Raw genomic sequence first — 21718 nt, 5'->3', positions numbered from 1 at the left:
CGCAGGACATGTCCAGTCCTGGGTGCGAGGAGTGGGCATAAGCCCGCTATGTCCAACCGTGGAGCGCAGGGGAGGGCATGTCCCGCGGGGTAGGGGACAGAGCGGGTTCAGGAACGCGGAGTGAGCGTGAGCAGCACGGCCTCGGGCTTGCAGGCGATCCGGACCGGGGCGAAGCGCGAGGTGCCGATGCCGCCGGAGACGTTCACCGGCGTCGTGCGTCCCTTGCTTTCCCAGTCGTGCAATCCCTTGGCGCGCCAGGTCGGGAGGTCGCAGTTGGCGACGAGGGCCCCGAAGCCGGGGACGCAGATCTGGCCGCCGTGGGTGTGACCGGCCAGCAGGAGGTCGGCGCCGTCCTCGGTGAAGTGGTCCAGGACGCGCTGGTACGGGGCATGGATGACGGCGATGCGGAGGTGCGGTCTGGCGTCCTGGCCCCTGGTTCCGCGGGGCCAGCCGGCGTACTGCTCGAGTCCCAGGTGCGGGTCGTCCACGCCGGAGAAGTCCAAGCGCAGGCCCCTGATCACGAGCGACTGGCAGCGGTTGGTCAGGTCCACCCAGCCGCCCATGCCAAAGCCGGCACGCAGCCGCGGCCAGTCCAGCGGGTCAGGATCCTTGGGCTTGACGGACGGGCCCAGGAAGTACGAGGCCGGGTTCTTCAGCCGCGGGGCGAAGTAGTCGTTGGAGCCGGGAACGAAGACGCCGGGGAACTTCATCAGCGGACGCAGCGACTCCAGCACGGGTTCCACCGCCTTGGCGTGGCTGAGGTTGTCGCCGGTGTTCACCACCAGGTCCGGTTCCAGTTCCGCCAGCGAGGACAGCCAGGCGGCCTTGCGGTGCTGGCCGGGCACGAAGTGGATGTCGCTGAGGTGCAGCACCCGGATCGGGCCGAAACCGGGAGGAAGGATCGGCAGGGTCTCTTCGCGCAGCACGAACTGGTTCTTCTCCCACAGCCCGTACCCGGTGGCGGCGGCACCCGCCACGGCGCCGGCGGCGGCGGTTACGGCAAAGCCGCGCCCGATGCTTCGGACGCGGCCTGCGAGGGTGTTGGTGGCGGCCATCGCTTAGGGATTCTTGCCGGGCGTGGTGTCCGACGGCACCGGCGCCGGGCTCGGCTCGGGCGCCGGGCTGGACGGTGCCGGCGTCGACGGCTTGGGGGCCGGCGCCGGGGCCGGGCCGGTCACCAGGTTCGACGGCGGTGCCGTGAACGGGTTGGTGCCGTAGGCCGGTGCCACCTGGGACATGAAGTTCGAGAACTGCGGGCCCGCGATCATGTAGCCGTCGATGGCCTTGTAGAACTTGCCGTTCAAGGTCAGGTTGCGTCCGGGCCGGTCCTGGCCGCCCAGCGCGTCGCCGAACCAGGACGCCGTCGCCAGGCCGCTGGTGAACCCGACCACCCAGGTGGAGTTGTTGGGGTCGTTGGTGCCGGTCTTGGCGGCGACCGGGAAGCTGGTCCTTGTTGAGATCCGCGGCTGGATCAGCGAGCCGGAGCCGCGGTTGAGGACTTCCTGCAGCGCGTAGGTCACGCCGCGGGCCACTTCGGGCTTGATGGCGTCGCGGCAGCTGGTGGCCTGGGCCGGCAACTGGGCGCCGGCCGCGTCCGTCACCGATTCAATGGCGATCGGCTCGCAGTACTTGCCGTCGTTCGCGAAGGTGGCGAACGCGCTGGCCATGGTCAGCGGCGAGGTCTGGGTCGCGCCGATCAGGTTGGACAGCCGCGTCATGGGAACGGGCTCGTTGGTCTGGCCCGCATGGATTCCCACGGCGTCGACGATCTTCTGGATGCCGCAGAGGTCCACCTGGGCGGCCGTGGCGAACGTCATCGTGTTGATCGAGTTCGCGAGGCCGTCCACGACGGTCATGTTCTTGTAGTAGCCCTCTTCGGCGTTCTGCAGGTCCTCGGCGGCGCCCAGGCCCTTCTCCGCCGTGTTGTAGGCGCCATCCACCGGGGTGGGGCAGGTGTTCTTCCACCTGTAGTTCAGCGGGTACCTGCGCACGGAACCGTTGAGGACCGTGTTCATGGACTTGCCCTCGTTGAGCCACGCGGCGAAGGTGAACGGCTTCATCGTGGAGCCGGGCTGGAAACCGCCCAGGCCGCCGAGGTCGTTGCCCTTGGCGTCCTTCATATCAACGTTGAAGTTGATGACGTTGTTGAACTTTCCTTCGGCTTCCAGGAACTGGGTGTTCTGCGCCATCGAGATGATCTTGCCCGAGCCCGGCTGCACGGACACCAGCGAGGCGCCCCACTTGTCCGGGTTCGCCCCGGCGGAGCCGTCCACCTGGGCCTGGGCCACTGCCTGGGCGTTCGGGTCCAGCGTGGTCTTGATGGTCAGGCCGCCGCGGAACACCTTCCGCACCCGGGCGTCGGCGTCGGCGCCGTAGGCCGGGTTATTGAGCAGCAGGTGCAGCACATAGTCGCAGAAGTAAGGGGCCGAGGCCGAGTACGCACAGCCCTGGCGTGCCGGCGTGACTTTCGTTTCCACCGGGGTGGCCACGGCGGCGTCGTAATCTGCCTTCTGGATCTTGCCCTGCGTGAGCATCGACTGGAGCACCAGGTCGCGGCGGACCTTGGCGTTCTCCGGGTTGGTGATCGGATCGTAAAAGGACGGGCTGTTGACCAGGCCGGCCAGGAGCGCCGCCTGCGGCAGGGTCAGGTCCTTGGCGGTGGTGCTGAAGAAGAACTTGGAGGCGGCCTCGATGCCGTAGGCGTCGCGGTTGAAGAACACGATGTTAAGGTAGCCCTCGAGGATCTCTTCCTTGGTGAACTTCTTCTCCAGCGCGATGGCGAGCTTCATTTCCCGGAGTTTGTCGCCGACGCCCTTGTTCACGCCGTTCAGGAGGACCTGGTCGCCTTTGCCCTCGGCCTCGAGGGATGAGTTGATGACGTTGTTGACGTACTGCTGGGTGATGGTCGACGCGCCCTGCTTGTTGCCGCGGGCGGTGCTGACCAGCGCACGCATGATGCCGGTGGTGTCCACACCGCCGTGCTCGTAGAAGCGGCTGTCCTCGATGGCGATGACCGCGTCCTTGATGTAGGGCGACATCTTGTCAAGGGACACTTTGGTGCGGTTTTCCGCGTAGAGGCTGGCGATCACACTGCCGTCAGAGGCCAGGATCGTCGTCGACTGGCTGGGCGGGTCCACTTTCAGTTCGGCCGGCAGGGTCTCGAAGAACTTGATCGAGCCGCTGGCCGAGCTGCCGGTAACGGCGGCCGCGGGGACCAGCAATCCCGCCACCAGGACGCCACAAATGGCGCTCACGCCCAGGAAAAGAAGGATCTTTCCGAGGGTGGTGGCCGTGTCAAATACAGGGTTCTTACCAGTCGCCATGTTTTCCACTTTACCGGCAAGTACTAGGCTTTAGATCATGACCAAATGGGAGTACGCCACGATTCCGCTCATCATCCACGCCACAAAGCAGATTTTGGACCAGTGGGGTGACGACGGCTGGGAGCTTGTCCAGGTTGTCCCGGGCCCCGACGGAAACGGCCTGGTTGCCTACCTGAAGCGGGAGAAGCAGTAGCCATGAGCTCCCCCGCATCTGCCGCTCCGGGCACGTCCGGTGTCGCCGGAACCCCGGCCCACAACACCGCCGGATCGGGCGCGTCGTCCGCCGTCGAACAGCGACTTGCCGAGCTCGGCCTGACCCTGCCGGAGGTTGCCGCCCCGGTGGCTGCCTATGTCCCCGCCGTGATTTCCGGCAACCACGTCTACACCTCGGGCCAGCTGCCGTTCATCGACGGCAAGCTTGAGGCGACCGGCAAGGTGTCCTCCGGCACCGAGGGTGCCACGGACGAGGCCACGGTCTCGCCCGAAGCGGCCAAACAGTACGCGGCCGTGTGCGCCGTCAACGCCCTGGCCGCCGTCAAGAGCGTCATCGGGGACCTGGACCGCATCACCCGCATCGTCAAGGTCGTCGGGTTCGTCGCCTCCGACCCGTCCTTCACCGGCCAGCCCGGTGTTATCAACGGCGCGTCCGAACTCCTCGGCAAGGTCCTCGGCGACGCCGGCCAGCACGCAAGGTCCGCCGTCGGCGTGGCTGTACTCCCGCTCGACTCCCCGGTAGAAGTCGAACTGATTGCCGAATTCGCGTAGAGGTCAGTTCCTGTGCCTCAGTTAGCCCGTCGCCTGTTTGCCCTTCCCCCGGATCTTGAGGGGGCCGCCCGCAGCTGGCTTGAACACGGTGAACGGACCCCCCGCGCGGCCCGGTTCGCGTCCTCGGTGGTGCTGCTCCGTGATTCGCCCACCGGGCTGGAGACCTGGCTTGGCTACCGGCCCGGCTCGTCACCGCTGGGTGTTCTCGCCTTCCCGGGCGGGTCGCTGGAGGCGTCCGACGACGACGCCGTCGGCTGGCTGGGCCCCTCGCCGCAGCATTGGGCCGAGCAGATGGGGACCGCCGACGTCGGACTGGCACGCCGCCATGTGGTCGGTGCCGTCCGCGAACTGTTCGAGGAAACCGGCATTCTCCTGGCCGGACCGGACCTGTCCACCACGGTCGAGGCGACGTCCACGGCCGAGTGGATGCGGGCCCGGGTGGCGGTGGCGGAGCAGGAGAAGTCCTTCACCGAGGTGCTCGCCAAGCGCGGGCTTTCAGTGCGGTCGGACCTGCTGAAGCCGCTGGTCAACTGGCTCAGCCCGGACTTCGCGCACCGCCGGTTCAACACCCGCTATTTCGCGGCCACTGTCCCGATGAACCAGCAGCCCTCGTTGCTGGCCAGTAAGGGTGTGTGGGGCCGGTGGGTCTGTGTCCGCAAGCTCGTCGACGGTCGGAACACCTCCACGCTGGGCGATGAGGTCGGCCAGGAGAACACGGTCGGACGCACGCTCGGCCAGCTCCTGGTGCCCGGCTCGGAGATCATGCTCGAGAAGATGGCTTCCGCGAACGGCTGCATCGCGTACCTGAGTTACAAGCGCAAGGCCCACGTCTACCAGCCGAAGCTGGTCGAGGAAGACGGCCAGCTCATGCTCGAGGTCGAGGCGGCCAAGACCGTCGCCGGAGAACCCCAGCGCGAACGCTGACGCCCGGTTCAGGGGTCGCGGACCATCCGCTACCCACCACCACTGGACATGCCCTCCGGTGGCCTGGGCTGGTGGACAGGATGGCATTGTGCTCACTCGTTGCGGCGAGGAATGAGCATGTCCACTGGGCACACGCAGCGCGGAATGGGCATGCTCGCCGCTCGGCCCGCGCAGCCACGGGACATGCCCTCCGGTGGCCTGGGCTGGTGGACAGGATGGCATTGTGCTCACTCGTTGTGGCGAGGAATGAGCATGTCCCGCGGGCCGGGAGGCAAAGAATGGGCATGTCCCGCGCCGGGGCAGTCCAGCAGGCTTAACCACCGAAGGCCGGCTCCGTTTTCACGGGCCGGCCTTCGGTGTGCTGCCAAAAAGGCTTAGCGGGAACGCTGGCGGAGGCGCTGCATGTCGAGGATGACGACGGCGCGGGCCTCCAGCCGCAGCCAGCCGCGCTGTACGAATTCCGCGAGGGCCTTGTTGACCGTTTCGCGGGAAGCACCGACCAGCTGGGCGAGTTCTTCCTGGGTGAGTTCGTGCGCCACCAGGACGCCGTCGGTCGCCGGCCGGCCGAAGCGGTCCGCCAGGTCCAGCAGGGCCTTGGCCACGCGGCCCGGAACGTCGGAGAAGACGAGGTCGGACAGGGAATCGTTGGTGCGGCGCAGGCGGCGGGCCAGGGCCTGCAGCAGCTGCGCCGAGACCTCCGGGCGGGTGCGCAGCAGGGCGTTGAGGCCCTCATTCTTCAGCCCGGCCAGACGCGTTTCCGAGACAGCCGTGGCCGTGGCGGTGCGCGGGCTCGGATCGAACAGTGCCATTTCGCCGAAGAGCTCGCCCGGGCCCAGGATGGCGAGCAGTGACTCCCGGCCGTCCGGGGACGTGCGTCCGAGCTTGACCTTGCCGGAGACAATGAAATAGAGCTGGTCGCCCTGGTCACCTTCCCGGAATACCGAGGCTCCGCGTGAGAGGTCCACCTCGGTGAGTTCGTCCGTCAGCAGACGGAACGCCTCGTCGTCGAGCGTGGCGAAAAGGGGTGCGCGGCGCAATACCTCGATATCCATGAAATCTCCTGACTAACTGTGTCGGCTGGGGCGCTTCAGCCATTGTTTCAGAATTTTGGCGCTTCTGTGACGTACTTGGCACCTAGGCGCGCCAAACGTCATGCCAAAGGAAGCCGGGGGCACTGTCCGGCCACCACCGGTGCGCGGCAAACTGTCAGCCCGCGCCGGTAGAATTGGGGCTTACCTGCCTGTAAGGAGCATCGGTGTTCGGCTTGACCATCTTGGACCTCGTGTTGATTGTGACGCTGTTGTCCTACCTGTTCCACGGCCTGCGCAACGGCTTCCTCGTCACGGTCGGCGGCATCGCTGGGTTCGCCGCGGGTGCCGTGGCGGCGTTTGTGTCCGTCCCCATCGTCAGCGGCCTCGTGGCGGAAAGCGGCTGGCGCCTCACGGCGATCATTGCCACCGCCGTTTTGCTGATGGTCCTGGGCCACGGCCTGGGCACGGCCATCGGTCGCAGGGTCCGCAGTGTCGTCCGGATCAGGCCGCTGCGGTCCGTGGACCGCCTGGCCGGCGGCGGCGTCAACGTTGTGGTCTCCGCCCTGGTCATGTCGATGCTGGCCTTCAGCATCGGAGCGCTCGGCGTTCCCTTTGTCTCCCAGCCGCTCGCCGAGTCCAAGGTGATCGGCTTCATCGACGGCGTGACCCCCGTCCCGGTGAAGACCTCCATGGCTCAGTTGCGGTCCGCCGTGATTGGCGGGGGCATTCCGACGCTGTTTGAGGGCATCGGACAAGGCCAGCCGGTGGCTGTCCCGGACACCAGCACCGACACGCCGGCGCTGAACAACGCCGCGGCTTCGGTACTGAAGATCGCGGGAACTGCTTACCAGTGCGGACAGAACCAGACCGGAACCGGTTTTGTGGTTTCGCCCGGCCGGGTGGTCACGAACGCCCATGTGGTGGCCGGGGTGCCGGAACCGGTCGTGGAGATCCCGGGCGGCGGCGCCCTGCCCGGGAGGGTGGTGTACTTCGACGCCCAGCATGACCTCGCTGTGGTGGCCGTGGACGGCCTGCGCTCGGCACCGCTGCCGCTGGGCTCCGACCTGCCTCCCGGAAGCCCGGCCGCGTTTGCCGGCTACCCCCATGGCGGTCCGTTCCAGTCCAAACCGGCCACGGTGCAGGACATTACGACGGTGCTGGTCCCGGACATCTACGGCAACAACCCCGCACCGGAGGATGTTTACCGGCTCGCCGGGGACGTCCAGCCGGGCAACTCGGGTGGCCCGCTGCTGACCATGGACGGCCAGGTGGCTGGCGTGGTCTTCGCCAAGGCGACGGCGGAGTCTTCGCTCGGTTACGCCATCACCATGGCGGATCTGGGGCCGGTTGCCGCGCGGGCGCCGGGTCTGGGCAGCGCCGTTTCCCCGGGCCAGTGCATCCAGAAGTAGCTGCTAGAGCCACTCCAGGCTTTGGCCGTGCGGTCCGGCGATCGCCACCGGGTTCCCGTTGTGCAGCAGCAGGAACCGGCCGCGGAGCCGGGACTCGTCCATTTCGGGGACCACGCTGGAGCCATCCGCCTGGATGATCACCGTGTGACCCTCGTTGGAGAGCCAATGGCAGCCGCGTTCGACGGCGAGCCGGGATATGGTGCCGCGGAACCGGTCCCGGGCGGCCGCATCGAGATAGGCCATGACAGCGCTGTGGAACACCACCAGCGTGGCGTCCGACGGCGCCTGCGAGGCCAGGGCGAGGAGCTGGTCGTTGAGGTCCCCGGCCACGAGGAGGGGCGGGTCGGCCTGCGCGATGGCGATCGCCCGGCGCAGCCGCTCGCGCCGGAAATCCTGCTCCGGCCAGATCAGTGCCTCCAGCCAGGCGACGTCGTCGGGTTCCCGGACGTCGAGGGGGTTGAGGTCGATCCCCGCACGCCACACCACCTGCGGGAGTGCCGCCGGCAGCGGGACAGGGCCGGAGAGGGCGCAGCCCAGGACCGGGTAACTGCCGGGAGCGGCGCCGGCGGGGACCAGCCGCGTGACCGCTGCGCCGGCGTCGTACTCATAGCCGTAGCGGTCCGGAAACAGGGCGAGCCCGGCCGAGGCCCCGACCTCGATGAGCGCAAGCGGGCGCCCGCCGGCGGCGGCGATCTGCGCCAGGGACGGCAGCAGGGTGGCGGAGCGCCCGGCCTCGTTGGTCTGGGTGGCGCGGCTGAGCACGATCCGCGAGACGTCCTCCCAGTGGTGGTCCAGGAACGCCCGGAAGCCCGGGTACGGGCTGATGTGCGCCCCGAGGAACCGGGCTGCGGCGAGCATCAGCAGGGGCTGGCGCTTGTTGTGCGGCCACTCGTCGATCCGCCGGATCAGCTCCGGGTCCTCCGCGATGCCCACCGACCACGCGGCGTAGCACTCGGAGTTGCCGGGCGCGTCAACCGTGCCGAAGTGCCGATACCACTCCGCAGTGGCCGACTCCCGTGCGCCCGACTCCGCAGCGCCCGACTCCGCTCGACCCGGTTCGCCGCTGGCGGCACCACGGGAGGACATGCTCAGTCCCGGCCGGCCTGCAGACCGGCGAGGTACTCGACGGCGAACCGGTAGCCCAGGATCCCGGCGCCGGCAATCACGGCCTTGCTGATGTCCGAGAGGTAGGAATGGTGCCGGAACTCCTCGCGGGCATGGACATTCGTGATGTGGACCTCGACGGCGGGCAGTTGCACCGCGGAGATCGCGTCCCGGATGGCCACTGAGGTGTGGGTGTAGGCGCCGGCGTTGATAACGATGCCGATGGCCGTGCCGCGGGCGGCGTGGATGGCGTCCACGAGGGCACCCTCATGGTTTGACTGGAAGCACTCGACAGCGAGGCCGTGCGCCGCGCCGGCGTCCTTGGCGAGCTGTTCGACGTCGGCCAGGGTGGCGGTGCCGTATTTTTCGGGTTCGCGGGTGCCGAGCAGGTTCAGGTTGGGCCCGTTCAGGACCAGGATGGTGCCGCGGCCGGCGCCGTCGGGGGTGGCTTCACTCATGTCTGCCAATGTATCGCGTTGTGTTGCGGGCCGCCGCACCCAACCGCGGAAAGGACACCCGGATGACAGCCCGGGAAGCCACCGGCCGGCGCTGCACCGGCCTCTGGCAAGCACCGGCCGGCCTGCCTAGACTCAAAGGACCATCGTGCGGACCTCCCGTACTGGTAAGCCCGCGCGGAAGCCCGATCTCGGAGCACATCATGCGCAACATCCATGCAGGAAAATCAATCCGCCGGGCCGCTGTGGGCCTCCTCGCCCTCGCGGCATTTTTCGTGCCGGCGCCCCTGGCCACCGCCTCCGGAACGCACCGGGACGACCGGTCCCCGGTGATCAGGCTGCCCGGCGCCACCGGTGCCGAAGGCATCGCCGCCGGCGAGGGCAGCACGTTCTTCGCCGGCGACCGGCTCAACGGCAACATCTTCCGGGGGGACATCGACACAGGCAGTGCAAAACTGTTCATCAAGGCGCCGGAAGGCCGGGCAGCCCTCGGCATGAAGGTCGACCGGGACCACGACCTACTTTTCGTGGCGGGCGGAGCCACCGGCCAGGCCTATGTGTACGACCTGGCGACGAAGAAGACCGTAAAGGTCTACGAGCTGGCGCCGGGCGGCACCAGCTTCATCAACGATGTCACCCTGACCCGCGACGGCGCGTGGTTCACCAACTCCCGCGCCGGCGAGCTTTACCGGATCCCGCTCAGCCGCGACGGGAAACCGGGCGAGGTCCGGACCCTGGCGCCTGGGGCGCCCGCCGGCACCGTCGATGACGGGTTCAACCTCAACGGAATCGCCGCCGCCGACGAAGGCGACAAGCTGATCGTCGCCCACACCGGCCGCGGCGCACTGTACGCCGTGGACCCGGAGGACGGCTCGAACAAGAAGATCGACGTCACGGACGCCTCCGGTGCCCCGGTCACGCTGGCGAACGTCGACGGCATCGTCGTCCGCGGCAGCACGCTCTGGGCCGTGCAGAACCTCTCCAACCAGGTAAGCAGGATCGAACTGAACGGCTCACTGGGCAGGGGCCACGTGGAGGAAGTCATCACCAGCAAGAACTTCGACGTCCCGACGACGGCGGCGCTGTTCGGCGATACCCTCGCCCTGGTCAACGCGAAATTCACGACGCCGGCGGCTGAGTACGGGTTAACCGGCGACGGCGCCACCCACCAAAGGTGGGCAGCGCCGCCGTCGAACCGTACCCGGCCGGACCGGCTATTTCCGGAGCGAGTGCGCGATCTGGGCCATCACGGTGTTGTCGGCCAGTGTGGTGGCGTCGCCGACCTCGCGGCCTTCCGCGACGTCCTTGAGCAGGCGGCGCATGATCTTGCCGGAACGGGTCTTGGGCAGTTCGGGCACCACGAGGATGGTCTTGGGCTTGGCGATCGGCCCGATCTCCTTGCTGACGTGGTTCCGGAGTTCCTGCACGATCGCGTCCCCGGTGTCCACGGCGTCCCCGCGCAGGATCACGAACGCGACGACCGACTGGCCGGTCGTCTCGTCGGCAGCGCCCACGACGGCGGCCTCGGCCACCGCGGGGTGGCTGACCAGCGCCGACTCGATCTCCGCGGTGGAGAGCCGGTGGCCGGAAATGTTCATCACGTCATCGACCCGTCCGAGCAGCCAGATGTCGCCGTCCTCGTCCTTCTTGGCGCCGTCGCCGGCGAAGTACATGGTCTCGAAGCGGGACCAGTAGGTTTCCTTGAAACGCTCCGGGTCGCCCCAGATGCCGCGCAGCATGGCCGGCCACGGCTCGCGGATCACGAGGTAGCCGCCGGAGCCGTTGGCTACGGACTCGCCGGCCTCATCCACGACGTCCACGGCGATGCCGGGCAGCGGGACTTGGGCGGAGCCGGGCTTGGTGGCCGTGACACCCGGCAGCGGGGCGATCATCTGCGCGCCGGTCTCGGTCTGCCACCAGGTGTCCACGATGGGGGCCGGTGTTTCCTTCTGTTCGCCGTTCTTGCCGGCGTTGCCGCCGATGACCTCGCGGTACCACATCCACGCTTCGGGGTTGATGGGTTCGCCCACGGAGCCCAGGACCCGGATCGAGGAGAGGTCGGATTTCGCCGGGATCTCCTTGCCCCATTTCATGAAGGTGCGGATGGCGGTGGGGGCGGTGTAGAGGATGGAGACCTTGTACTTCTCCACGATCTCCCACCAGCGGCCCTGGTGCGGGGAGTCCGGGGTGCCCTCGTAGATCACCTGGGTGGCGCCGTTGATCAGCGGGGCGTAGGCGACGTAGGAGTGGCCGGTGATCCAGCCGACGTCGGCCGTGCACCAGTAGACGTCGGTCTCCGGGTGCAGGTCGAAGACGGCCTTGTGTGTGTAGGCGCCCTGGGTGAGGTACCCGCCGGTGGTGTGCAGGATGCCCTTGGGCTTTCCGGTGGTGCCGGAGGTGTAGAGGATGAAGAGCGGATGCTCGGAGTCGTGCCCGACGGCGGTGTGCTCGGCGGAGGCGGTCCCGACCGTGTCATCCCACCAGTGGTCACGGCCGTCGTGCCAGTCGACGTCCTGGCCGTTGCGCTTGACGACGACGACGTTTTGCACGGTGTGGCCGGAACCGTCTCCCTCATGGGCGAGCGCCTCGTCGACGGCCGGCTTGAGCGCGCTGGGCTTGCCGCGGCGGTAGGTGCCGTCCGCGGTGACGACGAGCTTGGCTTCGGCGTCGTCGATCCGGGAGCGGAGCGCCTCGGCGGAGAAGCCGCCGAATACCACCGAGTGGATGGCGCCGATCCGGGCGCAGGCCAGCAGCGTGATGACGGCCTCGGGAATCATCGGCAGGTACACGGCGACGCGGTCGCCCTTGGCGACGCCGAGGGACTCGAAGGCGTTGGCGGCCTTCTTGACCTCCTCGGTGAGCTGGGCGTACGTGTAGGTGCGGGTATCGCCGGGTTCGCCCTCGAAGTAGATCGCCACCCGGTCGCCGTGGCCGTTTTCGACGTGGCGGTCCAGCGCGTTGTAGGCGGCATTGATCTCGCCTCCGACGAACCACTTGGCGAAGGGCGGGTTGGACCAGTCCAGGGCCTGGCTGAAGTCCTTGCTCCAGGTCAGCAGCTCGCGGGCCTGCTTCGCCCAGAACGCTGGCCGGTCGGCGTCTGCCTCGGCGTAGTCCGCGGCAGTGACCACCGCGTTTGCGGCGAATTCGGGGGCGGGGGCGAACTTGCGGTTCTCCTGCGACAGGTTTTCGAAGGCATCGCCTTGCGGGGCCTGCGTCGTCGTGGAGCCGGGGGTCTGCTGGGACATGGTGAACCTCATCATTCATCGATCCTTGCTGCGCGGGACCCCCGTTCCGCCGCACGGCCGGGCCGCTTGCGCGGCGCCGGGCATGGGCTGGTCACGGACGTACCGCAAAGAGCTGTTCCGAAATACACACTAACGCCTGAGCCGTCTGCAACGTGTGCCGCGTCACACGGCGAACCGTGAGCGGTGTTTGTTAAGCGCCGAATGGCGGCCGCGGGCCTTGTGCGCGCAGCGCGCGTCCTATGTGACGCTGGCCCGGCACAGTCTGCCGGGGCCTGATTCTGAACCCTCATCCCCGGCTTGTCAGCTAGTGATCGGCCAGCCACTTGACTAGGCTGAGATGAAGTTGTGACATCCGATGGAGGCGACGGGACCGCTCGCGGTCCCCGCTTGGCCTGCCGTTAGACGGTGCTGTCCAGAGTGCCGCCATGCTAAGGAGAACCGAATGAACGAGCAAACAAACGGCCAGCTTAAGCCGCCTGCCGAAAGCCAGAGCAACGGTGGCGCGGACCGGTCCGGCAATTATGGGGAAGCACCCCGTTTCACGGTGGACAAGGCAAACGGGAAGACGGCCGGGAAGAAGAACGAGGCGGTCCTCGGACCGTTCACCATCCGCGATCTCACTGTTTTCGGCTCGACGCTGATCCTCTTTGTCGCCTCCCTGCTCCCGATGTTTGCGGTCCGCTACAACCTGTGGAATCTGGGAAGCCTGTTCTTCCTTGGCCTCGGAATTCTGCTGCCCGTGATTGTGGCCGCCCTGTTCGTGGCGCGCCGCCTCAGCCCCGAAACGAAGATCCGGATCGGCTCCCTGTCGGTGGACCAGTTCGGTTCCGTGGTGGCCTCCTTCGCTGTCGCGTTCTTCTTCCTCGCCGTCGCAGGCGCCTACGACCCCCGAATGTTGCTCGCGCTCGTCGGCGCCCTCGGGCTTTTTGCGGCCACCGTGCTGGGCCGCCTGATCCCCTTCTTCGCCGGGGACTTCCTGGGCCGCGCAGAAGTGCCGGCCCACGTCGTGGCCCGCGAGTCAGCGGTCCCTGTCCGCAAACCCCGCGCCCCCAAGGCGCCAAAGGAAGCCAGCGACGAGACGGCGCCCAAAGCCGCCGGAACCAGCGCCGTCGCGGGCTGGGCCAAGCGGATGACCTCCGGCGGTCAGTCCGACGCCGGGCACGCGGCAGGCGTAGCGGGTGCCGCCGGCGCAGTTGCAGCAAGCGGTGCCGCGGCAACTCCGGGTGCCGCGCCGGCCGCGGCCGGTGCCCCGGCCGGTACTGCAGTCCCGACGCCGGCCCCCGCCCACGGATCACCGGCCGAGGGTCCCGCACCCACTCCGGTCGTCAGCTCCCCGGAGACCCAGGTCTCGGGCATCGTGCCCGCCGCCTCCGCACCGGAGGCGCCGGCAGCCGCCGTCGTGCCCGCCGCTAAAGCCCCGGCCGGGGAGCAGGCCCCGGAGGCACAGGCCCGTGCCGCCGCAGCCGCCGAGGAAACCCGCGCCGCGGAGGTTCCCGCAACGTCCAGCAGCAGCGCCCCCACCACGGTGAATCCGCGGGTCCGCCAGCAGGAGCTGATCGGCGCCACCGTCGACCCGGCAAGCCGTCCCGCGGACCACGGCGGCCAGCCCGTCCATGAGGCATTCTGGTTCGCCGTCGCCCAGCCCCGCACCGCCGTGGATGAACACAGCGGCGCACCGGCTTTCGTGATTGAACCGGGCGGCTGGGTGCTTGCCCTTGAGGACCGTGGCCACGAATTCCTGGTCCAGCACACCGACGGGCGGGTCGGCGTGCTCCGCGACCTCAGCAACATCGAGCGCGGTTAGCCCGCCCCAGTGGCCATCGAGTCCAGCAACCCGGCCCCCGCCACCGCCACACCCGGCACCAAAGACGCCGGCACCAGGAGGGCCGGCGCCAACGGCGCTGGCGCCCAGAGTGCCGTCCCTCGGGCCGCGGGGGAGTCCCTGCTGGCGCTGAAACGGCGCGCCCGACGGATCAACAAGGCGCTCGCGGAGCAGTATCCGTACGCCCATGCGGAACTCGATTTCCGCAGCCCGTTTGAGCTGGTCGTGGCCACGGTGTTGTCGGCGCAGACCACGGATGTGACGGTCAACCAGATCACGCCCCTGCTGTTTGCCCGTTATCCTGACGCGCGGAGCATGGCGGAGGCGGACCCCGCCGAGCTGGAGGCCATCATCAAACCCACCGGATTCTTCCGGGCCAAGTCCCGGAACCTGATGGCGCTGTGCAACCGGCTCGTGGATGAGTACGACGGCGAGGTACCCGGCAGGCTGGAGGATCTGGTGACGCTTCCCGGCGTCGGGCGGAAGACCGCGAACGTGGTGCTCGGCAACGCGTTCGGTGTCCCGGGGATCACGGTGGATACCCACTTCGGCCAGCTCGCCAGGCGTTTCGGCTGGACCGGGTCCGACGACCCGGTCCGCATCGAGGCGGACGTCGCGGAGCTGTTCGGGCCCCGCGACTGGACCATGCTCTCGCACCGGGTGGTCTTCCACGGCCGGCGTGTGTGCCATTCCCGCAAGCCTGCCTGCGGGGCCTGCGCCGTCGCGAACTGGTGCCCGAGTTATGGGATGGGGGAGACGGATCCGGAGAAGGCCAGGAAGCTGCTGAAGTACGAACTGGCGCCGGGGCAGGAGGAGTTGCTGTCGAAGCTCCTCGCCGAGACGCACCGTGCAGCAGAAATCCGGATGGAATCCCAGAGGAAGCCGCTGTGACCGCCCGGCAGGACCTCATTGATCTGGTGGCCGCGGTGGAAGCCGGAACGGCGCCGTCCCCCGATCCACGTTGGCAGGAACTCGTGGTCGAGCCCGGCGACCGGATCCGCCGCGCGGCCGTGCTGATGCTTTTCGGCTCGCTCGATGATGTCCCGGCGACCTCGGTCAAACTGCTCGCCCCCGCGGACCTGGATGTCCTCCTGCTGCAGCGGGCCCAGACCCTGGATGACCATCCGGGGCAGGTCGCTTTCCCCGGCGGCGGCATCGACCCGGGCGAATCCGTCATCGAGGCCGCCCTGCGGGAAGCGGAAGAGGAAACCGGGCTGGATCCCGCCGGCGTCGAGGTCCTCGGTGTGATGCCGGAATTGGCACTTCCCCGCGGAAACTTCCTGGTGACGCCGGTCCTGGGCTGGTGGGCGTCCCAGTCGCCCGTGCGGGTGGTGGACTATGGCGAGTCCGCGCAGGTCTTCCGCGTCCCGGTCCGGGACCTGCTGGATCCGGACAACCGTGTGATGGCCACCGTGACCCGGGCGGGGCAGACCTTCCAGAGCCCTGCTTTTACCGTCAACGACGTGGTGGTCTGGGGCTTTACAGGGATGATCCTCAACCAGCTTTTCGACCAGCTGGGGTGGGCGGTCCCGTGGAACCGCGGGAGCCTGCTCAGCGTGGATACCTGGAGCAGGCTGCACGGCTGAGGCAGGTCCTCCGCTCAGTCCCTACCTGGAGGCCAGCGCAGTCCCTACCTGGAGGCCAGGGTGACGCCGGGCCGTGCAACGGCCTTCCGCTGGGCTGACTGGCCGTGGGCCCGGGCCTTGTCGACGATCAGCCCGGTCGCGGCGTTCTCCCGCACTGCGTTGATACCTGCGGCTGCGCCCTTGATCGTGTTGAACAGCGGTGAAACGGCGACTACCGTTCCATCGGGTGCACAACGCTACTGACGGGTACGTTACGGCGGGCGGCTCCGGACGACTATTTGGCGTTGTCGTAGGAGTCCACAACGGCGACGCTCACCGGGAATTCCACGGGAATCCGGCCAAACAGCAGTTCCTTCGCGGCGCTCGCCGCTTCCTCGATGGCGCGGGTGCAGTCGGCCACCGCGGACTCGGGGCAGTGCACCATGACTTCGTCATGCAGGAAGAAAACCAGTTCCCCGGCGGGGCTGCCGTCCGCACGCATGGCGCGGAGCCGGCGTCGCAGTTCTGCCAGCCAGCAGGCCGCCCAATCGGCCGCGGAACCCTGGACCACAAAGTTGCGGGTGAACCGGCCGCGCGAGCGGGCGATCGAATCGGCCCGGCGCTGTTCCTCGGCGCTGGTGGACTGCTGGCTTTGCAGCCAGCGGTCGGATGGCGGCGGGCTGCTGCGGCCCAGCCGCGAGGTGACCGTCCTGCCGGCCTCCCCCTCGCGGGCTGCCTGCTCCACGAAACCGACGGCACGCGGGTAGGTGCGGGTCAGTTGCGGCATCAGGCGTCCGGATTCGCCGGTTGTTGCCCCGTAGATGGCACCGAGCAGCGCCACCTTCGCCTTGGCGCGGTCGCCGCCGAAGCCCTGTGCGGCGATGCCGGCATACAGGTCCTTGTCGCGCGCAGCTTCAGCCATTTTGGCGTCCTGCGCCAGTGCCACGAGCACCCGGGGCTCGAGCTGGGAGGCGTCGGCGACGATCAGCTTGTGGCCCGGATCGGCATGCACCGCGCCACGGATCTGGCGCGGGATCTGCAGCGCCCCGCCGCCGCGGGAAGCCCAGCGTCCGGAGACCACTCCGCCCACCACATACTCCGGCTGGAACCGGCCGTTGTTTACCCAGGCATCCAGCCAGGCCCAGCCGTTGGCGGCGTGCAGGCGTGAAAGCTTCTTGAACGCCAGCAGCGGCTCGATCGCCGGGTGGCTGGATTCCTTCAGTTCCCACTGCCGGGTGGTCTTCACTTCGATGCCGTTCCGGTGCAGGGCCCGCATGAGCTCCTGCGGGGAGTCCGGGTTCAGCGAGGGGGAATTCAGCAGCTGCCGCAGCTGTGCGGTGAGCGCCTCCAGCTTGGCCGGACGGTGCCCCAGCGGAGGCCGTGGGCCGAGGTGGTCCGCGAGGATCTGCTCATGCAGTTCCTCGCGCCACGGCACTCCGGTGTGTTGCATCTCCGCCGCGATCATGGCACCGGCCGACTCGGCCGCGAGCAACAGCTGGAGGCGCTGCCTGCGGTTGTCGCCGGGACGTTCGACGCCGGTCCCGCCCACCTGGCCGAGGGCCTCCTGCTGGGCGGCGTATTCGGCGCGGAGGTCCTCGGGGCTGCGGCTGGGCGTCCGGCGCAGGCCGGGATCCTCGAACAGGGCACCCTGGTCGGCCGGCGGCGGGGGCGGCTGAAGTGACCGCGGCGGCAGCAGCTCATCATCCTGGGTCAGTTTCTCGGCGTTCTGCGCATACGCGGTGTGGGCGGTGAACTCCGAGTGCGCCAGGATCGCGCCGCACAATGTGAGGTCGTAACAGCGTTCCAGCTCGACCCCGGCAGCCAGCAGGGCGGGGTACCAGTCCTGGGTGCGGTGCCAGATCCACCGCGGCCGCCGCTGTTCGAGTTCACGCACGACGCCGGCCAGCCGGGCGGCGCTCACGACGCGCGGTTCCGGGGTGGCCGGGTGTGGGGCGCCCTCCGCCGTGAGTTCCTGGAGGGCTGCGCCGTCAGCGTGGGCGGCGAGCAGCAGGTACATAGGGACAATTCTGCCCTGCCGGACGGAGTCCCCGTGCACGTGGCTTGAAGAGTCCGCTTGTCCACATAGCGGCCGGCGCGGGTTACGGCGGCTCCGGACGAACGGAAGAGTGACAGCATGAGCAGGCACCAGCGATCACGTTCCGGGCCCAATCCCGGGCCTGGCACTGGGTCGTTTGCCGGGCCAAATCCCGGGTCGGGGCCTTCGCCGTGGCTGCCGGACGAGCCGACGGAGACGCTGCTGATCACAGGACTCGAAGTGCTGCGCGGTGAAGTCGAGCACGTCGCGGCGGCGTCCGGCGGCCAGCTGCGCACGGTGGCGGACATCAGGGAGGCGGCGCCCTTCTGGGACGCGGCCGCGGTGGTGCTGCTCGGCAGCGACATCCGCGAGCTGCCGCCGCGGGGACGTTCGCCGGCCGTGCTCGTTGGCCTCAGCGGCGACGGCGACGGCTTGTGGCATCTGGCCGCCGCCATCGGCGCCGAACGGGTCGCCGTGCTGCCCGATGCCGCATCCTGGCTCGCCGAGTACCTCAGCCGCTCCCGCACTCCCGAGCCCGGCGGACTCGTCCTCGGATTGGTCGGCGGCTGCGGCGGCGCAGGGGCCAGCACAGCAGCCGTGTGGATCGCCCACGCTGCGGCCCGGCAGGGTGTCCGGGCCCTGCTTGTGGACGGCGACCCGTGGGGCGGAGGCCTGGAGCTGGCGCTCGCCGCCGAGGAAACACCCGGCCTCCGCTGGCCGGATCTGGCCGATGCCAGGGGCACGATCGATCCCCGCCAGCTCGCCGATTCGCTGCCCCTGGCCGGCGGATTCCCCTTCCTGTCCTGGCCCGGAACCAAAGAGCGCCACGCCGGAGTGGACAACGGAGTTGTGGCCGGCGTGCTGGACGCCGCCCGGCGCGGCTACGAGCTCGTCATTGTGGACATTGGCCGGGGACGGGAAGCCCTGCGGACCTTCGCCTGGGACTGCGACCGGTTGATCGTCGTCGCGCCCGCGCTGCTGCGGGCTGCCGTGGCAACGGCCCGGCTCCTGCAGGACCTTCCCGCGGTCGAGACCGTGCTGGTGGTGCGGGGCAAATCCGGGGCCCGCCTGGACGCAGACCTGATTGCCAAGTCCGTGGGGTTACCCCTGGCCGGGGTGATGCCGGACGTCAGGCGCGCCGCGGCCGCCACGGAGCTCGGGCGTCTGCTGGACACCGGACGTCAGCGCAAGGTGCAGCGGTTTGCCGGCATGGTCCTTGGCTTCGGCGCCGGAGCGCCCGGGTGAGCGCCCATTCGGCACCTGGGCCCCCGGACGCCGGTGCCAGCCCGGGCGCCCCGCGCTACCGGCCGCCCGCGCGCGCCTCCCTTGACGCGCGTCTGCTGGAGTCCGTCCGCGCATCCGTCCTGTCCGACGCCGGGCCGGTGACACCCTCGCGCGTGGCTGCCGCCGTGCAGGCGAGCGGACGACTGCTGGGCACGGCCGGAGCCCTGGCCGCGGTCGAGGGGATCAGCGCGGAACTCAACGGCCTCGGCCCCCTGCAGGTGCTGGTCCGGGACCCGGCTGTGACAGACGTTTTCGTCAACGGCCCAGGTTCGGTCTGGCTGGACCGCGGTCACGGACTCGAACGGGCGCCGGTCGGGTTCTCCGGTGAACCGCAGGTCCGGGCACTGGCGGCCCGGCTGGTGTCGGCGGGCGGGCGGCGCCTGGACGACGGTTCCCCCTGCGTCGACGTCCGGCTCGACGGCGGCTTCCGGGTCCATGCTGTCCTGCCGCCGGTCTCCACGGCGGGAACACTCCTGAGCATCAGGATCAGGCGTGACCGGGTCTTCTCGATGGATGAGCTGCGGCGGAGCGGCATGTTCGGGCCATTGCTGCAGACCGTGCTGGAACGCATGATGGCACACCGGTTGAGCTTCCTGATCAGCGGCGCCACCGGGTCGGGGAAGACAACCCTGCTCGCCACGCTCCTGGGCCTGTGTCCGCCGGGTGAACGGCTGGTCCTGCTTGAGGACGCCGCGGAACTCAATCCGGTCCACCCGCACGTTGTGTCGCTGGAGGCGCGGCACGGCAACCTGGAAGGTGGCGGCGTCGTCGATTTGGGCGAGCTCGTGCGGCAGTCCCTCCGGATGCGGCCGGACCGGCTGGTGGTGGGCGAGTGCCGCGGGGCCGAGGTGCGGGAGCTGCTGGCTGCCATGAATACCGGCCATAGCGGAGGCGGTGGAACCATTCACGCGAACACCGCGGCTGACGTGCCAGCGAGGTTGGCTGCTTTGGGTGCGTTGGCCGGGATGTCCCAGGACGCGGTGCGCCTGCAGGCGGCCAGCGCCCTCGACGCCGTGGTCCACGTGGCACGGATGAACAATGAGCGGACCGTTGCCTGCATCGGGGTGCTCGAGGACGGCCCGGGCGGCTTGGTGGTCAGCTCCGCGCTGGACGTTTCCGCCGCAGCGGTCCGTTGCGGGCCCGCCTGGCCGCGGTTGGCGGGCCGTCTCGGAATGGACCCCTGGGAAACGGACCCCGCCGGCCCCGGGGGAGTGGAGTCCGGGCCAGCCCGGACACAGGACGGGGCGTTGCGCAAGGACCCGGGCAGGGGCCTTGAATGACCGTGATAGTTGTAGCCGTCCTGGCGCTCGCGGTGTTCCTGGCGCTCTCGGCTCCGGGAGCCCCGCGCCGCCGGATCCGTGCGGCGTTGGCTGGGGTACGGCGTGTCCCCGCCAGCGGCTCCCCAGCGGCTCTCCGCGGACTTCGCCGTTGGCGGCGCCGGGAGGCGCCCCCGGTCCCGATGACATTGCTCGTGCAGCAGATGTCGGCTTTGCTGAAAGGCGGCCGGACCCCCTCGCGGTTATGGGACGAGCTGTGGCTCCTGCATGTGGGGGCATCCTCTGCGCCCTTGCCCGGGGAGGGAGCTTCGGGCCGGACGTCGGCGCTGGCCCCCGGATCCGTGCGGATGCTGGCTGCGGCCCGTGCGGCAGCCATGCGCGGGTCTCCCGTGGGGTCGGCCATCCGCTCCGCCGGGGCAGCCGCGTCCGGTGGGACAGGCGCCGGGAAGATCCGGCGAAGCCGTGCAGGCGCCGGAGTGCGTGAGCGCCGCGTCTGGTTCCAGCTCGCCGCGTGCTTTGACGTAGCAGAGGCCGCGGGCTCCCCGCTGGCGGACGTGTTGACGCGATTTGCGGCCCAGTTGGAGGCCGAGGACGACGCCGAGGCCGCCCGCCAGACGGCGCTGGCGGGGCCCCGTGCGACGGTTCGGCTGCTGACGTGGCTTCCGTTCCTCGGGCTGGGTTTGGGTGTGCTGCTGGGAGTGGATCCTGTCGAGGTGCTGGGAACCCCGTGGGGAGCCGCGGCGCTCACGGCGGGGCTCGCCCTCACCATGGCTGGCCGGATCTGGTCGGCCCGGCTTGTCCGGGCGGCTGAAGGAGCTCGGCCGTGACGGCAGACGCCGCGGGCCTTGCGGTGCTGGCAGTTCTGGTGGCCGCGGCCGCCACCGCGTATTCCGACAGTGGCATGGCCAGGCGGCGACTCCGGCGCCAGACGCAGCGTGCCCCCGGCGCCGGAAGCCGGGGCAGCATAAACGACGGGGTTGAGCTGCCCGGGGCATCCGGAGGGCACGGGCTCGATGATGCCGCCATGATGCTCGAGCTGGTCGGCGCGATGCTCGATGCGGGAGCCGGACTCTGCCGGGCCCTGGCGCTGCTGGCCGCACTGGCAACACCCGACATCCGTGGTCCGCTGCGCCCGGTCGTGGCGGCGCTCACGATCGGCGCCGATTGGGACACGGCCTGGCGCGGCGCCGATGTCCGGTCGCCGGGACTTCTCGCCGTGCGCGATGCGCTGGGATTTGCCGCGCTCACCGGAGCCCCGTCCTCCGCCATTCTCTATGCCCAGGCGGCGCGCATGCGGCGCGGGCAGTTCCGGACCGCGGAGAAACAAGCCGCCGCCCTCGGAGTGAAGCTCGTCGTTCCCCTCGGATTGTGCTCGCTGCCGGCCTTCGTATGCCTGGGTGTCATACCGGTCCTGCTGGCGATGCTCCCGGGCTGACCCCAGCGGTGGGAAGCCTTCCTCCACAGTGCGTGTCCGGAAGG

The 21718-nt window shown here is 69.3% G+C and carries 19 protein-coding genes and 1 pseudogene; 11 read left to right on the top strand and 9 right to left on the bottom strand.

What is annotated here, in order from left to right; all coding sequences use genetic code 11:
* Nucleotides 1-107: 107 nt before the first annotated feature.
* Together ACZY0Y_RS09360 and ACZY0Y_RS09355 are read right to left on the bottom strand one after the other, a co-directional pair.
* The gene (locus ACZY0Y_RS09360) at nucleotides 108-1055 is read right to left on the bottom strand and encodes a metallophosphoesterase (protein WP_463957593.1); all 948 of its coding nucleotides are present in this window, start codon (nucleotides 1053-1055) and stop codon (nucleotides 108-110) included.
* Between the two features lie 3 nt (nucleotides 1056-1058).
* Nucleotides 1059-3323 carry a transglycosylase domain-containing protein gene (locus ACZY0Y_RS09355; RefSeq protein ID WP_463957591.1) on the bottom strand — a complete coding sequence of 755 codons (2265 nt, stop codon included), beginning with the start codon at nucleotides 3321-3323 and terminating at the stop codon, nucleotides 1059-1061.
* Between the two features lie 37 nt (nucleotides 3324-3360).
* Between ACZY0Y_RS09355 and sp36 the strand changes: the two genes are divergently transcribed.
* From sp36 to ACZY0Y_RS09340, 3 genes are read left to right on the top strand one after another with little or no spacing between them, the layout of a single operon-like run.
* On the top strand, nucleotides 3361-3516 hold the full coding sequence (gene sp36, locus ACZY0Y_RS09350) for a Sp36 family protein (RefSeq protein ID WP_003797879.1): 156 nt from the start codon (nucleotides 3361-3363) through the stop codon (nucleotides 3514-3516).
* A 2-nt stretch (nucleotides 3517-3518) separates the two neighbouring features.
* Nucleotides 3519-4088 (top strand): RidA family protein, encoded by a 570-nt coding sequence (locus ACZY0Y_RS09345; RefSeq protein WP_463883645.1) that lies wholly within the window; start codon nucleotides 3519-3521, stop codon nucleotides 4086-4088.
* Between the two features lie 12 nt (nucleotides 4089-4100).
* The gene (locus tag ACZY0Y_RS09340) at nucleotides 4101-5012 is read left to right on the top strand and encodes an NUDIX hydrolase (RefSeq protein WP_463883646.1); all 912 of its coding nucleotides are present in this window, start codon (nucleotides 4101-4103) and stop codon (nucleotides 5010-5012) included.
* Between the two features lie 374 nt (nucleotides 5013-5386).
* On the opposite strand, the gene ACZY0Y_RS09335 is transcribed toward ACZY0Y_RS09340, so the two are convergent.
* Nucleotides 5387-6064 carry a Crp/Fnr family transcriptional regulator gene (locus ACZY0Y_RS09335; protein ID WP_463957589.1) on the bottom strand — a complete coding sequence of 226 codons (678 nt, stop codon included), beginning with the start codon at nucleotides 6062-6064 and terminating at the stop codon, nucleotides 5387-5389.
* A gap of 203 nt (nucleotides 6065-6267) precedes the next feature.
* Between ACZY0Y_RS09335 and ACZY0Y_RS09330 the strand changes: the two genes are divergently transcribed.
* Nucleotides 6268-7452, top strand: coding sequence for a MarP family serine protease (locus ACZY0Y_RS09330; protein ID WP_463957586.1), 1185 nt, complete (start codon nucleotides 6268-6270; stop codon nucleotides 7450-7452).
* Between the two features lie 3 nt (nucleotides 7453-7455).
* On the opposite strand, the gene ACZY0Y_RS09325 is transcribed toward ACZY0Y_RS09330, so the two are convergent.
* The 4 genes from ACZY0Y_RS09325 to acs form a co-directional block, all read right to left on the bottom strand.
* A complete protein-coding gene (locus tag ACZY0Y_RS09325) occupies nucleotides 7456-8538 on the bottom strand; it encodes a DUF2332 domain-containing protein (protein WP_463957584.1) in 1083 nt (360 codons plus the stop codon).
* Nucleotides 8539-8540: 2 nt separating this feature from the next.
* Nucleotides 8541-9014, bottom strand: a complete 474-nt coding sequence (gene aroQ, locus ACZY0Y_RS09320; RefSeq protein WP_160663776.1) for a type II 3-dehydroquinate dehydratase — start codon at nucleotides 9012-9014, stop codon at nucleotides 8541-8543.
* A gap of 515 nt (nucleotides 9015-9529) precedes the next feature.
* Nucleotides 9530-9841, bottom strand: a complete 312-nt coding sequence (locus ACZY0Y_RS09315) for a hypothetical protein (RefSeq protein WP_463957582.1) — start codon at nucleotides 9839-9841, stop codon at nucleotides 9530-9532.
* A gap of 384 nt (nucleotides 9842-10225) precedes the next feature.
* A complete protein-coding gene (gene acs / locus ACZY0Y_RS09310; RefSeq protein ID WP_463957627.1) occupies nucleotides 10226-12256 on the bottom strand; it encodes an acetate--CoA ligase in 2031 nt (676 codons plus the stop codon).
* A gap of 442 nt (nucleotides 12257-12698) precedes the next feature.
* On the opposite strand from acs, the gene ACZY0Y_RS09305 reads away from it, so the two are divergent.
* The 3 genes from ACZY0Y_RS09305 (at nucleotide 12699) to ACZY0Y_RS09295 (ending at nucleotide 15664) form a co-directional block, all read left to right on the top strand.
* A complete protein-coding gene (locus ACZY0Y_RS09305; RefSeq protein WP_463957580.1) occupies nucleotides 12699-14060 on the top strand; it encodes a hypothetical protein in 1362 nt (453 codons plus the stop codon).
* Between the two features lie 138 nt (nucleotides 14061-14198).
* Nucleotides 14199-14969, top strand: coding sequence for an endonuclease III (nth, locus tag ACZY0Y_RS09300; protein ID WP_463957625.1), 771 nt, complete (start codon nucleotides 14199-14201; stop codon nucleotides 14967-14969).
* On the top strand, nucleotides 14966-15664 hold the full coding sequence (locus ACZY0Y_RS09295; protein ID WP_463883657.1) for an NUDIX hydrolase: 699 nt from the start codon (nucleotides 14966-14968) through the stop codon (nucleotides 15662-15664). The genes nth and ACZY0Y_RS09295 overlap by 4 nt, the downstream gene beginning before the upstream one ends.
* A gap of 44 nt (nucleotides 15665-15708) precedes the next feature.
* Here the strand turns inward: ACZY0Y_RS09295 and ACZY0Y_RS09290 are convergent.
* A pseudogene (locus ACZY0Y_RS09290) lies at nucleotides 15709-15882 on the bottom strand (YegP family protein); the annotation flags it as partial.
* A gap of 56 nt (nucleotides 15883-15938) precedes the next feature.
* Nucleotides 15939-17660: a bifunctional 3'-5' exonuclease/DNA polymerase gene (locus ACZY0Y_RS09285; protein WP_463957578.1), complete on the bottom strand. Its 1722-nt coding sequence runs from the start codon at nucleotides 17658-17660 to the stop codon at nucleotides 15939-15941.
* 117 nt (nucleotides 17661-17777) lie between these two features.
* On the opposite strand from ACZY0Y_RS09285, the gene ssd reads away from it, so the two are divergent.
* Genes ssd through ACZY0Y_RS09265 form a run of 4 tightly spaced genes read left to right on the top strand, consistent with a single transcriptional unit; the run spans nucleotide 17778 to nucleotide 21674 of the window.
* Nucleotides 17778-18923, top strand: a complete 1146-nt coding sequence (gene ssd, locus ACZY0Y_RS09280; RefSeq protein ID WP_463957576.1) for a septum site-determining protein Ssd — start codon at nucleotides 17778-17780, stop codon at nucleotides 18921-18923.
* A complete protein-coding gene (locus ACZY0Y_RS09275; RefSeq protein WP_463957574.1) occupies nucleotides 18920-20242 on the top strand; it encodes a TadA family conjugal transfer-associated ATPase in 1323 nt (440 codons plus the stop codon). Before ssd ends, ACZY0Y_RS09275 begins: the two co-directional genes overlap by 4 nt.
* Nucleotides 20239-21066, top strand: a complete 828-nt coding sequence (locus ACZY0Y_RS09270; protein ID WP_463957572.1) for a hypothetical protein — start codon at nucleotides 20239-20241, stop codon at nucleotides 21064-21066. The genes ACZY0Y_RS09275 and ACZY0Y_RS09270 overlap by 4 nt, the downstream gene beginning before the upstream one ends.
* A complete protein-coding gene (locus ACZY0Y_RS09265; protein ID WP_463957570.1) occupies nucleotides 21063-21674 on the top strand; it encodes a type II secretion system F family protein in 612 nt (203 codons plus the stop codon). Before ACZY0Y_RS09270 ends, ACZY0Y_RS09265 begins: the two co-directional genes overlap by 4 nt.
* The last annotated feature ends 44 nt before the right edge of the window (nucleotides 21675-21718 follow it).

This window comes from Pseudarthrobacter kochi (assembly GCF_055412805.1).
The sequence above is the reverse complement of the archived record's forward strand: the minus strand, read 5'-3'. Positions and strand labels throughout refer to the sequence as shown.

Excerpts from the sequence above, each read along its gene's own strand:
- ssd (WP_463957576.1), top strand. The coding sequence starts at position 17,778 with ATGAGCAGGCACCAGCGATCACGTTCCGGGCCCAATCCCGGGCCTGGC.
- ACZY0Y_RS09345 (WP_463883645.1), top strand. The coding sequence starts at position 3,519 with ATGAGCTCCCCCGCATCTGCCGCTCCGGGCACGTCCGGTGTCGCCGGA.
- ACZY0Y_RS09355 (WP_463957591.1), bottom strand. The coding sequence starts at position 3,323 with ATGGCGACTGGTAAGAACCCTGTATTTGACACGGCCACCACCCTCGGA.
- ACZY0Y_RS09325 (WP_463957584.1), bottom strand. The coding sequence starts at position 8,538 with ATGTCCTCCCGTGGTGCCGCCAGCGGCGAACCGGGTCGAGCGGAGTCG.
- aroQ (WP_160663776.1), bottom strand. The coding sequence starts at position 9,014 with ATGAGTGAAGCCACCCCCGACGGCGCCGGCCGCGGCACCATCCTGGTC.
- ACZY0Y_RS09270 (WP_463957572.1), top strand. The coding sequence starts at position 20,239 with ATGACCGTGATAGTTGTAGCCGTCCTGGCGCTCGCGGTGTTCCTGGCG.
- ACZY0Y_RS09360 (WP_463957593.1), bottom strand. The coding sequence starts at position 1,055 with ATGGCCGCCACCAACACCCTCGCAGGCCGCGTCCGAAGCATCGGGCGC.
- acs (WP_463957627.1), bottom strand. The coding sequence starts at position 12,256 with ATGTCCCAGCAGACCCCCGGCTCCACGACGACGCAGGCCCCGCAAGGC.
- ACZY0Y_RS09305 (WP_463957580.1), top strand. The coding sequence starts at position 12,699 with ATGAACGAGCAAACAAACGGCCAGCTTAAGCCGCCTGCCGAAAGCCAG.
- ACZY0Y_RS09335 (WP_463957589.1), bottom strand. The coding sequence starts at position 6,064 with ATGGATATCGAGGTATTGCGCCGCGCACCCCTTTTCGCCACGCTCGAC.
- sp36 (WP_003797879.1), top strand. The coding sequence starts at position 3,361 with ATGACCAAATGGGAGTACGCCACGATTCCGCTCATCATCCACGCCACA.
- ACZY0Y_RS09285 (WP_463957578.1), bottom strand. The coding sequence starts at position 17,660 with ATGTACCTGCTGCTCGCCGCCCACGCTGACGGCGCAGCCCTCCAGGAA.